This window comes from Streptomyces sp. NPDC102270 (genome assembly GCF_044766405.1).
Lineage (GTDB): Bacteria > Actinomycetota > Actinomycetes > Streptomycetales > Streptomycetaceae > Streptomyces.
This window is the reverse complement of record NZ_JBIWLX010000041.1, coordinates 1-15,466: the sequence shown is the minus strand read 5'-3', so window position 1 is coordinate 15,466 and position 15,466 is coordinate 1. Positions and strand designations below refer to the sequence as shown.

The 15,466-nt window shown below is 68.8% G+C and carries 12 protein-coding genes; 5 read left to right on the top strand and 7 right to left on the bottom strand.

Going from position 1 to position 15,466, the window contains the following annotated elements:
* Nucleotides 1-23: 23 nt before the first annotated feature.
* The 6 genes from ACIRP7_RS43970 to ACIRP7_RS43945 all read right to left on the bottom strand — a co-directional run bounded on the left by ACIRP7_RS43970 (nt 24) and on the right by ACIRP7_RS43945 (nt 7,170).
* A complete protein-coding gene (locus tag ACIRP7_RS43970) occupies nt 24-1,187 on the bottom strand; it encodes an XdhC family protein (protein WP_403672167.1) in 1,164 nt (387 codons plus the stop codon).
* Nucleotides 1,188-1,312: 125 nt separating this feature from the next.
* Nucleotides 1,313-3,499, bottom strand: coding sequence for a xanthine dehydrogenase family protein molybdopterin-binding subunit (locus ACIRP7_RS43965; RefSeq protein WP_403672164.1), 2,187 nt, complete (start codon nt 3,497-3,499; stop codon nt 1,313-1,315).
* On the bottom strand, nt 3,496-4,476 hold the full coding sequence (locus tag ACIRP7_RS43960; RefSeq protein WP_403672161.1) for an FAD binding domain-containing protein: 981 nt from the start codon (nt 4,474-4,476) through the stop codon (nt 3,496-3,498). The genes ACIRP7_RS43965 and ACIRP7_RS43960 overlap by 4 nt, the downstream gene beginning before the upstream one ends.
* A 5-nt stretch (nt 4,477-4,481) precedes the next feature.
* Nucleotides 4,482-5,129, bottom strand: coding sequence for a (2Fe-2S)-binding protein (locus ACIRP7_RS43955; RefSeq protein WP_403672158.1), 648 nt, complete (start codon nt 5,127-5,129; stop codon nt 4,482-4,484).
* A gap of 837 nt (nt 5,130-5,966) precedes the next feature.
* Nucleotides 5,967-6,071, bottom strand: coding sequence for an ATP-binding cassette domain-containing protein (locus ACIRP7_RS43950; protein ID WP_403672155.1), 105 nt, complete (start codon nt 6,069-6,071; stop codon nt 5,967-5,969).
* Nucleotides 6,072-6,684: 613 nt separating this feature from the next.
* Nucleotides 6,685-7,170 carry a MarR family winged helix-turn-helix transcriptional regulator gene (locus ACIRP7_RS43945; RefSeq protein ID WP_403672152.1) on the bottom strand — a complete coding sequence of 162 codons (486 nt, stop codon included), beginning with the start codon at nt 7,168-7,170 and terminating at the stop codon, nt 6,685-6,687.
* Nucleotides 7,171-7,255: 85 nt separating this feature from the next.
* Here ACIRP7_RS43945 and ACIRP7_RS43940 point away from each other — a divergent pair, with 85 nt between their 5' ends.
* The 3 genes from ACIRP7_RS43940 (at nt 7,256) to ACIRP7_RS43930 (ending at nt 9,631) form a co-directional block, all read left to right on the top strand.
* A complete protein-coding gene (locus tag ACIRP7_RS43940) occupies nt 7,256-8,308 on the top strand; it encodes an ABC transporter permease (protein ID WP_403672149.1) in 1,053 nt (350 codons plus the stop codon).
* Nucleotides 8,309-8,447: 139 nt separating this feature from the next.
* A complete protein-coding gene (locus tag ACIRP7_RS43935) occupies nt 8,448-8,909 on the top strand; it encodes a MarR family winged helix-turn-helix transcriptional regulator (RefSeq protein WP_403672146.1) in 462 nt (153 codons plus the stop codon).
* Between the two features lie 92 nt (nt 8,910-9,001).
* The gene (locus ACIRP7_RS43930) at nt 9,002-9,631 is read left to right on the top strand and encodes a TetR/AcrR family transcriptional regulator (RefSeq protein WP_403672143.1); all 630 of its coding nucleotides are present in this window, start codon (nt 9,002-9,004) and stop codon (nt 9,629-9,631) included.
* Between the two features lie 944 nt (nt 9,632-10,575).
* On the opposite strand, the gene ACIRP7_RS43925 is transcribed toward ACIRP7_RS43930, so the two are convergent.
* Nucleotides 10,576-11,034 (bottom strand): hypothetical protein, encoded by a 459-nt coding sequence (locus ACIRP7_RS43925; protein WP_403672141.1) that lies wholly within the window; start codon nt 11,032-11,034, stop codon nt 10,576-10,578.
* A gap of 431 nt (nt 11,035-11,465) precedes the next feature.
* Between ACIRP7_RS43925 and ACIRP7_RS43920 the strand changes: the two genes are divergently transcribed.
* Together ACIRP7_RS43920 and ACIRP7_RS43915 are read left to right on the top strand one after the other, a co-directional pair.
* Nucleotides 11,466-12,914, top strand: a complete 1,449-nt coding sequence (locus ACIRP7_RS43920) for an esterase/lipase family protein (RefSeq protein WP_403672138.1) — start codon at nt 11,466-11,468, stop codon at nt 12,912-12,914.
* Nucleotides 12,911-15,466, top strand: a 2,556-nt coding sequence (locus ACIRP7_RS43915; protein ID WP_403672135.1) for a hypothetical protein, incomplete at its 3' end; no start/stop codon positions are given. The genes ACIRP7_RS43920 and ACIRP7_RS43915, both read left to right, overlap by 4 nt.

Below are 15,466 nucleotides of genomic sequence, written 5' to 3'. Positions count from 1 at the left end.
TGCCGGAATCGCCTGTGCGGGGGTTACGGCGCCGTCACCAGGCCGGGCACAGGCTGCGCGGGAACGTGTATGGGGCCGGTGCTGTGTGAAAGTGGCCGTCCCGTGCCGCGGTTGGTGTGAGCGATGATCTCCGACGTGATGGAGATCGCTGTCTCCTCGGGAGTAAGGGCTCCGATGTCCAGGCCGATCGGTGAGTGCAGACGCGCCAGTTGGTCCTGGGAGACGCCGGCTTCCCGGAGCAGGTCGACGCGATGCTCGTGGGTGCGTCGCGAGCCCATGGCGCCGACGTAGCCAACGGGAAGGGTCAGTGCCAGACGCAGCAGGGGGATGTCGAACTTGGCGTCGTGGGTGAGGACGCAGACGGCGGTGCGGGCGTCGGTCTCGGTGGCTGCGAGGTAGCGGTGGGGCCAGTCGGTGACGACCTCGTCGGCGTGCGGGAAGCGGGCCGGGGTGGCGAAGACCGGGCGGGCGTCGCAGACGGTCACCCGGTAGCCGAGGAAGCTTCCCGCCCGGCTGAGAGCGGCGGCGAAGTCGACGGCGCCGAAGATCAGCATGCGAGGGCGGGATGCGTGCACGTGGACCAGGACGGTGAGCTTGCGCGGGCAGGTGCCGTCGTCCGGGTTCTCTGCTTCTCCCCCACCGCCGCCGACCTCGATCAAGGTGGTACGGCCCGCCCGCAGAAGCGCACGCGCATGCGCCACGACCGCCCGGTCCTCGCTCTCGTCGCCGAGCGTGCCGTCGTGGGTGCCTTCGGCGGGGATGTGGAGCATACGGCCGACAAGTTCACCGGGACCGTCGACGACGTGGGCGACGGCCGACGGACGCCCCGCGGTCACGGCATCGAGGGCGGCGGCGAGATGGGGTTGGGCGCCGGGCTCCACACGCTGTACCAGGACACCGATCTCTCCGCCGCAGGTCAGGCCGACGGCGAAAGCATCCGAGTCGGAGTACCCGAAGGCAACGCGTGCGGGGGCAGCGCGGTCTGCCAGCACTTGGCGGCCCAGTTCGTACACCGCTGCTTCGACACAGCCGCCGGAGACGCCACCGACCGCGTTGCCGTCGGCGTCCACGGCCAGTGCGGTGCCGACCGGCAGGGGTGCGCTGCCTCTGACGTCGATGACGGTGGCGAGGGCGAACGGCCGACCCTGATGGCACCAGTCGTGCAGTGTGTCCGCGATGTTCAGCATGGGGGGCTTTCCGTGAGGTGTGGGTTGACGGGCCGTCGCCGCGCCCTAGGGGAGGAAACCGCGACGACGGCCCTTCTGGTGCCCGGGTAGCCGCGTGTTGTGGGGTACACCGGCCGCCCGGGGGCTCAGAGCAGTGCCTCTGCGGTGATGGGCAGTTCGCGGATGCGGCGGCCGGTGGCGTTGAACACCGCGTTGGCGATGGCGGGCGCCACTCCGACGATGACGACCTCACCGAGTCCTTTGACGCCGATGGGGTCGGCTTCGTAGTCCTGCCCGTCGATGAAGATCGCCTTCAGGTCGGGCATGTCGGCGTGGGTCGGCACGAGGTAGTCGGCGAGGTTGGCGTTGACGATCCGGCCGTCGCGGTGATCGGTGACCGTGTGCTCGAGGAGGGCTTGCCCGATCCCGCCGGTCATGGCTCCGATGGCCTGGCTGTCGGCGAGTCTCGGGTTGACGATCCGGGCGGCGTCGTACACGCCGAGCATGCGCCGGACCCGCACCAGGCCGAGCCGGGCGTCGACAGCCACCTCGGCGAAGATCGCGGCGTAGGCGTAAAGGGAGAACTTCTCCGTTTCCGGCGCCCCGGCGTACGAGCCCATCGCTTCGAGATGGGTGCGGTCGTTGCGGGCCAGGAGCCGCTGGTACGTCTCCCCGCGGGTGGGCTCGTCCTTCGCGTACAGCCGACCGCCTCGTACGACGATGTCGGCCGCGTCGACACCGTACAGCGGTGATCCCTCGTCGTTGACCGCGAGCGTGATCGCCTGCCTGCGCAGCTTGTCGCAGCCGTCCTGGACGGCGGATCCGACGCTGGCCATGGTCTGCGAACCGGCGTGGACGGGGGCCGGAGGCATGAGGGAGTCACCGAGCCGGAAGGTCACCTGGCGCATCGTCAGGCCGAGGGCGTCGGCGGCGACCTGGGACATGGACGTGGCCGTGCCCGGGCCCATGTCGCTGGTCGCGGACTGCACCAGGGCAGTGCCGTCGGCGTCGAGCCGGACCGAGGCCTGGGCCTCGCTGCGCATGGTGTCGTAGACACCGGCGGCCATGCCCATCCCGATGAGCCAGTCACCGTCACGCGTCGAGCGCGGCTCGGGATTGCGCCGGTGCCAGCCGAACTCACGGGCGCCCGCGCGATAGCACTCGCGCAGACGGCGGGTGGAGAACGGCAGTTGGCTGGACTCGTCCTCGGCAGGTTCGTTGCGCAGCCGCAGCTCGATCGGGTCGAGGTCGAGCTCGTGGGCGAGTTCGTCCATGGCCGACTCGACAGGGTAGGCGCCGCTGGCGTAGCCGGGGCCACGCATGAACCACGGCGTGCTCACGTCCAGCGGGACGTGGTGATACGCCTGGCGGACGTTGGGGGTGCTGTAGAGCATCCTGCCCGGGACGAGAACGCTCTCGCTGTACGTCTCGTAGCGGGAGGACTCGGCGCGGACGTCGTGCGCCGACGCGGACAGACGGCCCCGCCGGTCGGCGCCCAGTCGCAGTCCGTACTCGTATGCGGGCCGGTACCCCACGCTGAAGTACATCTGCCTGCGGGTGAGGACGAGTTTCACGGGGCGTTTCACCTCGCGCGCGGCCATGGCCGCGATGACGGAGTGCACCCAGGCGCGGGCGGCATTGCCGAAGGCGCCGCCGACGAACGGCGAGATGACGCGGATGTGGTCCGGTGGGATGCCGAACTCGCCGGACAAGGTGAACACGGTGCCCTGCACGTACTGGGTCTTCTCCCAGACGGTCAGCCGGTCGCCGTCCCAGCGGGCGACGATGCCGGCCGGTTCCATCGGGTTGTGGTGGTTGCGGGCAGTCCGGTACGTCGTCTCCAGCCGGACGGGGGCGGAGTCCAGGGCCCGGTCGGCGTCGCCGCGTGCATAGGTCTGGGTTTCGCCGGCGGCGTCGGCGACGCTGATGTCGGTCGAGGACGTCTCGGCATCGTAGGAGACCTTCACCAGGCTCGCGGCGTGCTGCGCGTTCTCCAGCGTGGTCGCCACCGCGACCGCGACGGGCTGTCCGAAGAACTGGACCCGGTCGTCCTGAAAGGCGCGCAGCGGTTTGCCCGGCGGGAACCGCCCTTCCACAGGCGGCAGCTTGGGCGCGTTGAGGTGGCTGATCACCTTCAGGACGCCGGGCTGGGCTTCGGCCGCGCGGGTGTCGATGCCGGTGACCCGGCCCCGACCGACGCTGCTTTCCACGATGACCGCGTGCACGACCCCGTCGGGACTGTTGTCGGCGGCGTACTTCGCTCCCCCGGTCACCCTCAACCGTGCGTCGACCCGGGGCACCGCCGCACCGACGGCTGCCTGCGGCTGGCTCACTTGGTGCCTCCTACGGTACGCAGCTGGCGTTCGACGGTGCGTTTGAGCAGCTCGGCCTTGAAGCCGTTGTGGGCGAGGGGGCGCGCCCCCTCGGCCGCGTGCTCGGCGGCCTCCGCCCACAGCCGGCCGGAGGGGCGTTCGCCGATCAAGTGGCGCTCGACGGCGGGCAGTTTCCAGGGCACGGTGCCCACGCCACCGGCGGCGACCTTCGCCTCTCGGATGACGCCGCCACGAATGTGCAGCGCGACCGCGGCCGACGTGAGCGCGAACTCGTAGGACTGGCGGTCGCGCACTTTCAGGTAGCCGGACTTCAGTGGGCGCGGAAGGTCGGGGATCTCCACAGCGGTGATCAACTCGCCCTTGCTTAGGGCCTGTTCGCGGTTCGGGGTGCTGCCGGGCCGCAGCAGGAAGTCGGCGAAGGCAATACGCCGTTCCCCGTCCGGGCCCAGCACTTGCACCGTCGCCTCCAGTGCCGCGAAGGCCACGGCGACGTCGGAGGGATGGGTGGCCACGCAGTGATCGGAGGTGCCGAGGATCGCGTGGCTGCGGTTGTAGCCGTGCAGCGCTGCGCACCCGGAGCCGGGCTCACGCTTGTTGCAGGCGGCGGTCACGTCCCGGAAGTACGTGCACCGGGTGCGCTGCATGATGTTGCCGCCGATGGTCGCCATGTTCCGCAGCTGGGCCGACGCGCTCAGCTCCAGCGCCTCGGAGATGACGGGATACAGGACACGCACCTTCGAGTGGGCGGCGGCGTCGGCCATGCGGACCAGGGCGCCGATGCGCAGGCCCCCGCGCTCGGTGACGGTGACCTCGCGCAGCGGCAGGGAGCTGATGTCGACCAGCACGCCGGGGCGCTCTACGGTCTCCCGCATCAGGTCGACGAGTGTGGTGCCGCCGGCGAGGTAACGCCCGCCACGCCAACCGGCGCTGAGGGCCTCACGCATGTCCGCGGCCTTGGCGTAGGTGAAGGGATGCATGGGGATCAGCCCTTCCCGCCGGCGGCGGCCTGCTCGACCGCGCGCTCGATCTTCACGTAGCAGCCGCAGCGGCAGAGGTTGCCGCTCATCCACTCCCGGATCTCCGCCCTGGAGCCGGTGTGACCCTCCTGGATGCATCCGACGCCCGACACGATCTGGCCCGACGTGCAGAAGCCGCACTGGAAGGCGTCCTGGTCGATGAACGCCTGCTGCAGTGGGTGAAGTTGGTCGCCCTTGGCCAGGCCCTCGATCGTGGTGACCTCGGCGCCCTCCAGGCGCACCGCCAGCGTCAGACAGGAGTTGACCCGGCGGCCGTCGACCAGGACCGTACAGGCGCCGCAGGCACCGGCGTTGCAGCCCTTCTTCGAGCCGGTCAGGTCGAGATGCTCGCGCAGGAGGTCCAGCAGCGAGGTGCGGTTGTCGATCGTGACGGTGCGTCGGACGCCGTTGACGACCAAGGAGACACGACTGCCGGGCGGCACTGCGAGGGCCACCGCTTCCTCGGCGGCGAGCGCGGGCGGTCCTGCGACCAGGCCGCCCACCACAGCGGCTCCTCCTGCGGCGGTGGTCGTGGCGAGGAAGGTACGCCGGGTGTGCGCGGACAGGGGCTCGACGGGGGAAGTCTCTGCTTCGCCGGGATGTTCGGTGGACATGTCCACTCTCCCTCGATGGGGTGCGGGGGGTTGGCAGGGGCGTGTCGGTGGCCGGGCCGTCCGTGGAGGTGTGCCATGCCCGTCGGGACGCCTGGAGAGGAGTGGCTGCCGCAGGACGGCGGGAAGGACTCGGCGCCCAGGATCGCGCCGAGCGCGGCGCGCTGGTCCTCCTGACCCGGGAGACGCGGCACCGCCCCGCGCGCCCGGCGAGGAGCCGCCGACTCGGGCACGGCATTCCATCAGTCGGACGTCACTGGAGGTCGGACGCTGCGCTGCGGCTGCGCCGACCGCACCCGGATCGATGGCCAGGTCGTTCCGCGGGCCCGCCGACAGGACCACTGGATGGAGGTCGCAGTCGGCGGCCGAGGGCAGGACACCGGCGACACTGCTGACCGAGCAGTCACCGGTGATCAAAGCCAGGGTTCTGGACACAGGCCAAGCATTAACCTCCTGATCCGCATCAAACAAGCGTGAGTGCATCAACCACCTTAATATCTCTACGTGTGGATAACCTGGGCAAGCATGTTTAGAAGGGGGGTCAGCAGGCGAGACACCGGGCGGCACCTCCAGACTTCGCTTCGCCGACTCGGCCTGCAATCCTCCCGAAGCCCAGGCGGCCGTGGCATGGCTCGATGGCCGTTCCGCGCCGAGAGTGTGGGTTGACCCGCATCACACCACGTGAGGGGTCGGACCAGGCATACGAAGTCGTCGTAAGCGCCCGGAACAGGGATCGGTGCCGGGCAGGGCGTGTCACAGACGGCGCGGTGTCGGCGAGGCGTGCCGCCGGGTAGCAACCGCACACTCCCCGGCGAGCAGCATCTGGTCCTCGTCGGGGCGTTAGATGCCGGCGAGGCAGTGCGGCAGGGTGGACGAACCCGACCCGGACGGGCCCATGATCGCCAGCGACTCGCCCGGCGAGACGGCCACGACGACACAGGCCATGGCGCGGGGCGCACCGTAAGGCTTCTGCAGAACGGCGCCCCCAGGTCGAGGGAGGTGGTGGTCGTACGGTGCGACTTCATCGGGCGGAATCGACGGTGACGAGGGCGCACAGGACGAGGCACAGCCCGGCGAGCGCTGCCAGGGCCTATTCGAGATCGGTCAGGATCTGCATGCCGCCGACCACCCCCCGGACGCCCGCTCCCGTCCTCGGCCGCCGGGCCGGTCCGAGGTGGCCTGCATCGGCCTGCGGGCCGACCCACTGTTCGGCCGCACCTCCGTACCTTTTGCGGAGTGGAACCTGATACTCCGCTCCCCCCGGCCGTCCGGCGCGCCATCACGGCCCCCCTGTGCGCCAGCCTGACCCTGGTGTGGCTGCTCGACCTGATGACCTACTACGACCCGGCAAGGTCCCGAATGGCGCGACTCGGTCAAGTGCGCTGTGACGTCCGAGAACGGGAAGCAACAGCAGATCCTGATGTCCGTGACCAAGGCCGACGTGACCAAGGCCAACAGGAAGAGGGTCTCCTACGACTACGTGGTGCTGGGGCTGCAGGAGTGACGTCGTCCGGTCCTCGCCCAGATGCCGACTTGGCGCGCCGGCTCGTCCGGACGATCACGCCGCGCCGGAGCCCGCACCCCGCAGGTCCAGCGGCGGCAGGGCATCGGGATTGAGCTCGGCAAGTACGCGAAGCAGCAGGGAGTGAATGACTGCCCGCTCAGCGGGGGCCAGGGCCACCAGCGCTTCTTCGTCAAGTCGTTCCACCACCTCCCGCGCCAGATCGGCGAGCTTCGCGCCGCTGTCGGTGATGGTCAGCTGGACGGTTCTGCGGTTCGAGGGGTGATCGTGGCGAGCCAGCAGGCCGCGGTCCACCAGTGCGTTGACAGCAGCGCCCATGGACTGGGGTGTGAAGCCGGTTCTGCGCGCGATCTCCGCCGCGGAGGTTCCCGGCGTCCAGCCGACGTGCTGCAACGCGTTGTGCTGCGCCGCCGTGAGGTCGAGCGAACGCAACGCTCTCTCGAGCCGCGCTCCCATCACGTGGACCATCTGCCACGCCAGGTAGCCCATGCGCGTGGACGGATCTGCGTGCGTGCGACTCATGAGCGACTCCGAAAGTAAGGCACCTGATATTTATATGATACAACTATAAGGCACCTTGCAACCCAGAGATGGAGAGCCCTCTCCCATGTCCACATCACCCACCACTTCCGCCGAGGCGCGCCATGCGCCCCATCACCACGCGATGGACACCGCTCCAGCGCCGCAAGGTGCCACCGGAGCGAAGGGAGTCCTGCTACCAGTCGCGATCGTGCTGGCCATCGGCTCGATCTTCGTCAGCGTGTTCCTGGCCGCCTTCCACGCCCCCCGGCCTCACGACCTTCCGGTCGCCGTCGTCGGAACGACCCAACACTTCGAACAGGTCGCCGGAGGGCTGGAGCTCGGGATGTCCGGCGGATTCGAGGTGAAGCGCTACGCCGACGAGAACACAGCCCGCCGCGCGCTGCAGGACCGCAAGGTGTACGCCGCCTACGTCACCGGCCCCGGGAAGTCCGCCACGCTGCTGTATGCCGGAGCCAACGGCCCTTCGGTGACCTCGACGGTCACCGGCGCCTTCTCCGGTGTCGCCAAGGCGAACGGTGACCGGCTGACCGTGCGCGACGACGTGCCGGCCTCGGCGGGCGACACCCGCGGTATGTCGGTGTTCTACGCCGGGTTCGGCGTCGTGTTGGCCGGATTCCTGTTCGGCATGATGACCTACCAGATGGCTCCGCGACTGGAGTACCGGTGGAGACTGGCCAGTCTGGCCTCCTTCAGCGTGCTCGCTGGCGTCCTCGTGGCGGCGATGGCCGGGAGCCTCGGGTTCGCGGCACTGCCCGGTCCCTTCCTGGGCATCGCGGGGATCATCGCACTGATGGCCGCGGCCGTCGGCAGTGCGACCATGATGTTCATGCGTGTCTTCGGCCGGGCCGGGATGTCGCTGGCCGCCGTCGTCCTGCTGACCTTCGGCAACAGCACGAGCGGTGGCACGCTGCCCGCCGCCTACCTGCCGGACTGGCTGCATCCGCTCTCGGAAGTCCTCCCGGTGGGAGTCGGCGTACGAGCCGTCCAGGGCTTGTCCCACTTCAACAACGACGGTCTCACCGCGGGTGTCGTCGTCCTGGTGGCATGGATCCTCGTTGCCGCCGTGGTGCTCTTCTGGCTTGATGCCCGCGGACCCCGCCGCGCACCCGTGGGCTGACCCGGCCCCTGCCCTGCCCCCGTTCCCAGGCACCGTCCGTGGGGAACGGAAGTGATATTGGTCCATGGCGCGGGAACGCAGCTCGGCTGCCCGGTAACGCCCCGGCGAGCAACACACCTCGCACTCGTAGACTGCGGCCGTGACCGACGCCGCGTTCCCCACCACCGGATACCTCGCCTGGCAGTTCTCCCAGATCATCGCCGGACGGCTGGAGCGGGCACTGCGCGCGGAGGACCTCACACTGGCGCAGCACAACGCTCTGCAGCAGGTCCTCTGGACGCCGGGGGTGTCCGCCGCCGAGATCGCGCGCCGCTCGGGCATCACGGCCCAGTCCATGGGAGCAGCAGTGAGCCAGCTCGTCGAGAGAGGACTGCTACGACGTGAGCCGCACCCGACCAGCCGCCGCAGCATGCGCCTGCTCGCGACCGCCGAGGGAGACGCGACCGCCGCTCGTGCCGCTTCGATCGCCCGGCGGATCGAACGGGAGACGACCTCACCACTCTCCCCGGACGACAAGGACAGCATTCACCGTCTGCTCTACCGTTTGGTCGAGGAACTGAACCCCGATGCCCTCGCCATCGACAGTGGCTCCTTGAACTAGCCCTGGAGTCCTGGCTGTCCAGCGGATGCCGCTGTCGGCTCCGCCGCGTCGATGTGGGAAAGAGACATGCAGAGGCTGAGCGACGGAAAGCCATGAACCGTGCCGAGAGCCGTCCGCCGTCAAGCGGATCCACCCGCGGTCGCCCCCGCAGCGAAGCCGTGGAACAGGCAATCCTGGAGGGAGTAATGAACCTCCTGGAGGACGGCGTTCCACTGGGTGATCTCTCCGTCGAGCGCATCGCCCGCACGGCCGGCGTCGGCAAAGCGGCCATCTACCGCCGCTGGAGTGACAAAGAGGATCTGTTCGTCGACGTCATACGCGCTGCCGAGTCCGCCGAACCCGAACTCCCCGGCACGTCGATGCGGGACGACCTCGTCGTTCTGCTGGAGTCACTGCGCCAACGCAGCCTGGTCAGCCGCTTGTCGGCGATCCTGCACAACGCGCACGCCCAGACGAGGAGCAGCCCGAAGATATGGGCCGCCTACCATGCCGGCGTGATCACTCCCCGGCGTGACCTCGGACTGGCGATCCTCCGTCGAGGCCGGGCGAACGGGGAACTTCGTACGGACGTCGACCTGGAACTGGCTATCGAAATGTTCGTCGCTCCTCTGCTCGTCCGCTCGTTCGTCGGCCCCGACCCCGACCTCCCTGACGGACTGGCCGAGCAGATCGTCGACGCCATGCTCCATGGCCTACGGCCCGTCAGCTCCCCAAGCACTTGATCAGGATGGGCCGCCTGAGCGGTGTGAAGGCCTGAGTCCACAGGCCGCGGCAGCACCCGCGGTGCCGTGGCCGACGAACCGCCGCAGGCAGCATCGGCCACAGCATCGTGATGTGAATCGCCGATGACCAGTACCTCCCCGGATGTGGCGCCGTGCACGGACCGCCGGTAACCGTTGCGTACGTGGGCGTTCATGCGCTCTGCGGCTAATCGGACGCTCCTGGACGATGCTGCGTGCTCAACTGGCCAGGCGGGGCAGCAGCGGTGGGCGTTGGCGGTGGTCAGGGACTGCCACGTGGTGGGGTCCACAGGGGGTGGGGTATCGGCGAACGTGGTGGCGTGGATTTCCCGCAACGGGGGCCGGGGTCCAGCAGTAGTCGCTGCCGTACAGCAGTCGCTCGGGGTCGACGAGGTGAGCAGGGCAGGGATTTGGCGGGTGCGACGGGGTTCGTCCGGCTGCTGTTCACCGAACCCTGGATGCGCACGCTGTACGCCGACTGCGAAGAGGTCACCCGGCTGGCCATCGCCCAACTACGCAGGAACGTTTCCGCAAGTCACAGCGCTGCACAGGTGGGGCGGGTGGGACTCGAACGCACGGCCGACGGATTATGAGTCCATTGGGGATCTTGGCGGCCCTTGTCGATCAGTGCCGATTCACGCCGTTCTTGCAGGTCAGACGTGCCGATCAGTGTCAGCCCTGTGCAGTGCTTGTCGGTCTGTTCCTGTCCTTGTGGCCCCTCAATGGCCCCTGGGGGTCGATGAGTTGGACGCATACCACGGCAGTAGCTGCGCCCACCCAGTTCAGCCGAGGACATGGAACCCTCGCACAGCGGAGTCCCTTTCCAGCGCGCAGAGGTTCCGCCGCCCCGCTACTCAGGGAGGAACCTTTTGATCGTTGCCACACTCCGGCACGCTCAGCGCCACCCGAGGGGATCTTGGGCTCGCTTACGGGGTCTCGACCCAGGTATAGACGGCCCCAGCGAGTGACACAAGCACACCGATGGCCACCAACGTTTTCGTCACCGACCAGGGCCAGGCCAACGTGCGCGCTGCATAGCGGGGTTGTTCGCGTTCCACCAAGCGTAGCGATTCGAGCGCGAGGGTGGTCGCCAGGCGCTCTTCGATCTTCCTGATGGCTTCTTCAGCCAAGGCAGCGGAGGCACTAAGTCGCGCGCTCTCGACATATGCCCCGACGAGTAAAACGCCGCTCAACAGGCTGATCATTCCGGCAACTCCATGCATGTCGGCGTTCAGAGCCGCCACATAGGCCGTAGCCATGATCGCGATGCAGATCAACAGTGCGTTGAGCACCTGGTATGCGCGTCCGCGGCGGTTCTCGGACCAGCGCCATGCATGGTCAAGAGCTAGGGCCAAGGCTTCCTGGTCACTCCCCTGCGACGTCATGAGAGCAACATGGCAGGCACTGTTGGCGTCGTCCAGAGTGTCTTGATCCCAAATGTGTGCAGCAAGCAGAGTGCGCGCAGACCCCGGCCGCAGGCCTGCCGACCGGGTCAACCGAGGTTGTAGGTCTCGTCATCAGAGGGGCTTGATTCAAACCTCATCCCCAGCCAACGGAGTATCTTGAAGTCGCATCCGGTGCTCCCGCCAGAGTGTTGTCAGTTCTGACCGTTTCCGGTCCGGCACACCCGTCGGCGGACCGTTGCGTTCCGGTCTTGTGGCAAACAGCCTCACGAATCTCTGAATGACATCGGTCCTGATTATCGATGCAGTGAAACCCTGCCGAACAGGTGCGATCCGGCGCTATCTTCGTATCCCTGATTGACCGTCACCCTGGTCCAGTGCCCCGGTGGCGAGTGTGAACGGGGGAAACAGCAGTGGCTTCGCTCAAGCATCTTGTCGTCGTGGTGCCCGGAATCGGCGGGAGTGTCCTGCAGACGGTGGAGGGGGCCGCCTGCTGGGACGAGCACCGACGGCGGTTCGTCGCCGCGGCCACCCGGCCGCACCGGCTGGGCCTGGATACGCATCCGAATCTGGTCCCGGTCGGGCTGATGCCGGATATCACCTTGGTCGGCCCCTTCGTCGTCCCCGGCTATGACGGCCTGGTACGTAAGATCCGCAATCGCTTCGATGACGTGCAGGTGGATGTCTCTCTGCCTGGGCGCGAGCCGGACAGCCGTGCTGACCTGGTTCTCTTCCCGTACGACTTCCGGCACAGCATCCGGCATGCGGCCGAGCGCCTCGCCGCCGATGTCGCTGCCCGTCTGAGCGGCGAGCACTCCGGAGCACGCCGACGGCGCGTGATCGTGGTCGCGCACTCCATGGGTGGCCTGGTCGCCCGCTACTGGCTGGGCCCCCTGGGCGGCGCGGCCGACTGTGCCGCGCTGATCACCCTCGGCACCCCGCACCGCGGCGCGCCCAAGGCGCTGGATGTCCTGGCGAACGGCTTGAAGGTGGGCCCCAAACGGCTGGCCGGGCTCACTGCAGTGCTGCGCCAGTGGCCGTCTGCGTACGAACTCCTGCCGCGTTACCCGGCGGTGGCAGGGTCGGATGGCGCGGAACCGCTCAGGCCTTACGAGTTGGAGGAAGGCACGGGGGCAGATGCCACTGTCGACGCGTCGTTCGTTTCGAGGGCGAAGGCCGCCTTCGGCGTGCACCAGGACATCGAGGCGGCCTGGACCGAGCTATCCGACGGCCCCAACTGTCCTGAAGTGACAGCAGCGTTCGGCCGGGGGCACGCCACCCTTCAACAGTCCCTGCTCTCTCCTTCCGGTCTGTCGGTGACGAAGGGCTCACCTGCCTGGCTGCCCAACCCGGACTGGCTCGGCGACGGCACGGTCCCTGCGATCTCGGCCATCCCCATCGAGCAGCGGGACATGCGCGCCCGCAGGGCAGTGGCGGAGCGTCATATGGCGCTCGCCTCCTCGTCGGTGGTAGTCGACATCCTGGCCGAGTACGCCGGTGAAGCGATCGATTCCATACGAGGGGACAAGCCCGACCGCCCCTGGCTCGGGCTCGACCTGGACGACACTGTCCTGTGCGGTGACCCGGTTGCGGTCGGCGTGACTCTCTACGGCGCGCAGGCCGACGAGCGGACGCAGGTACGGATACGGGTCCGTGCACGCGACGGACAGGAGAAGGCCGCCACGCCGTGGCTGCCGTGCGCCAGGTCCGGTGGCAACGAGTGGCAGGCGCAGTTCCTGCCGCCGGGCGCCGGGACGTACTCGGTGGAGGTCGCGGCCACCGGTGTGCCGGTGGTGGATCGCCTTCAGGCCGGGGACGTACTGGGCGTGGTCGACGCGGGGTACGAGGGAGCGGGCTCGTGAGTACGGCGTGGCGCCGGTGGGCGACCGGCGATCCCAGGGCCCTGATCGAGTACGTCCAGCGCGGGCGTCCGGGCGAACGGACGAGCGGGGCGCCGGCCGACCTCCTCGGCACCGGCATGCCCGCCCCCGGGGACGGTCCCCCCACCGCTCGCGCACACGCCTTGTACGAGGCTTTCGCTGCTGTCCGTATCCAGTACGCCGATGAGCCGACCACCAGTGATCCCGGCCGCCAGACCATCCGGCCGCCGGACCAGGTGCTCCGCCGGCCACGCCACGGCACGTGCCTGGACCTCGCGGTCACCTTCGCCGGAGCGTGCCTGGACGCCGGGCTCCATCCGCTGATCATCGTCCTGACCGGTGCCAAGCCGGGTGATCCGGCGCACGCGCTGGTCGCTGTCTGGCTCGACGGCAACTGGTCCAACCGCGCGCACCGGGACTACCGCTGGGACGAGCAGGACCCCGACTGGCAGACCCTTCCACCGGACTTCATCGACCAGCTCGCCGAGAACGATGACTCCCCCGGCACATTTCTCGCCATCGACATCACCGGCGTCGCTTCCCGTGTCGATACGGCCGACCCCCGGCGGCGGGAACAGCAGTCCTGGGCTCAGTCGACCGCCCATGGTGCCTCGCTCCTACGGGAAGCAGCCGAGGACCGTTGGAGTGTGACGGTCGACGTCGGTCTCGGCTACGAGCACTGCGAGCCGCACCCTCTGCCCTACCGGCCCAGCACCGATGTCCTCGCACCGCCCTATCTGCCGGTGCCGAAGCCGGTGGCGGACGACGGCGACACCAACAGCGGCCCGCTCAAGTTCCTGTGGGCCCGCCACGACGCCATCCGCTTCCATCCGCGGGACGAACTCGGATTCCTCCAGGACTGGTTCCAGGCCCCCGATCCCCTGGGGCCGCGCACCCGGATCGCCCTGCTGCACGGCGTCGGCGGAGCGGGAAAGACACGCCTGGCTGCGGAACTCGCCCACCAGCTTTCCGCCACTGGCTGGTACACCGGTTTCCTCGTCCGCGACCCCGACCCCCAAGACCGGGCCTGGCTGAGCGACGTCGCCTCCCCACTGCTGGTCGTCGTCGACTACGTCGAGGACCGCAAGTCCGGGGACGTCATTAATGTGCTGCGCACCCTGCGGGAGCGCGAGGCGCCCACCTGTCTGCTGTTGACCGCGCGAACAGTCAGCGGCTGGTGGGAGGAAGAAATCGCGGTGGCGCTCAAGGAAGACGGCCTTCCCTACGCTCTGCACAACAGTGCTCTGGCAGCCCGTCACCCCCGCCAGGCAGGCGTCTACCGGGCGGCAGTGCGCTCCTTCGGCGGGTCGGAGACCGTCGCCATGGGCAGCAGCCCGCCTCCCGACCCCGACTCCGGCCGGTGGACCACTCTGGATCTGGTCATGCTGGCCTGGCTCGCCGTCCAAGCGGACGACACCGGGGGGACCCCTGGGTCGGAGGAGGAGCTGTACGAGAAGATCCTCAACCACGAACTGGGCTACTGGGTACGGGCGTACAAGTCCCGCATCGGCATGCCTTCGAAGCGAACGAAAGGGATCCTGCGCGAGGCCGGAGCCTGCCTCAGCCTCCTGGCGCCTCAGGAGGAACGGCTCGACCACACCCTCAAGGCCATCAAAGGGCTGGCCAATGACGGCACGCGACGCGATGAGATAGCCGCCCTGCTCGCGGACCTTCTGCCCGCCGCCCCCGAAGACGGCACGCTGGCGGTCCGACCGGATCCGCTCGGCACCCACCTTGCATCCAGCGTGTTCAGCACAGACCGCACGCTGCTCCGCGAGTGCTTGAAGGAAGCAGACGAGGACGAACAGCTGAACGCGTGCGTAGGCGTCTCACGGTTCGCTTCGGCGAGCGACGAATCCACCATGGCAGACATCGCTCAGACCGCCTTGGAGGCCGCCCCCGGCTTGTGGCAGCCGGCGCTCTCGGTGGCCGCGACGCAGGGCGGCGTCTTCGTCAAGGCTTTGGAGCGGTTCGCCGAAGCCGAGAGAACGCCACTGCCACTGGCCGAACTGGCTACGACGGTACCGATCGGCCACAGCACACTTCGCGGCCTCGCGCTGATCGCTGCCAGGCGCTCCGAACCTGACGACGCTGTCGAAACGTCCGAGGAAGCACGAGCGGCCCGGGCCTCGTGGCTCAACAACCTCTCGGTCCGCCAGAGCGAGGTAAGCGACCGTGACGGGGCACTCACCTCCATCACCGAAGCCACCGAGCTCTACCGCACCCTCGCTGCCGCCAACCCCGCCGCCTTCCTCCCCGACCTCGCCACCTCCCTCAACAACCTCTCCAACCAGCAGAGCGACACCGGCGACCGCGACGGGGCACTCACCTCCATCACCGAAGCCGTCGACATCCGCCGCACCCTCGCTGCCGCCAACCCCGCCGCCTTCCTCCCCGACCTCGCCGCCTCCCTCAACAACCTCTCAGTCCAGCAGAGCAACACCGGCGACCGCGACGGGGCACTCACCTCCATCACCGAAGCCACCGAGCTCTACCGCACCCTCGCTGCCGCCAACCCCGCCGCCTTCCTCCCC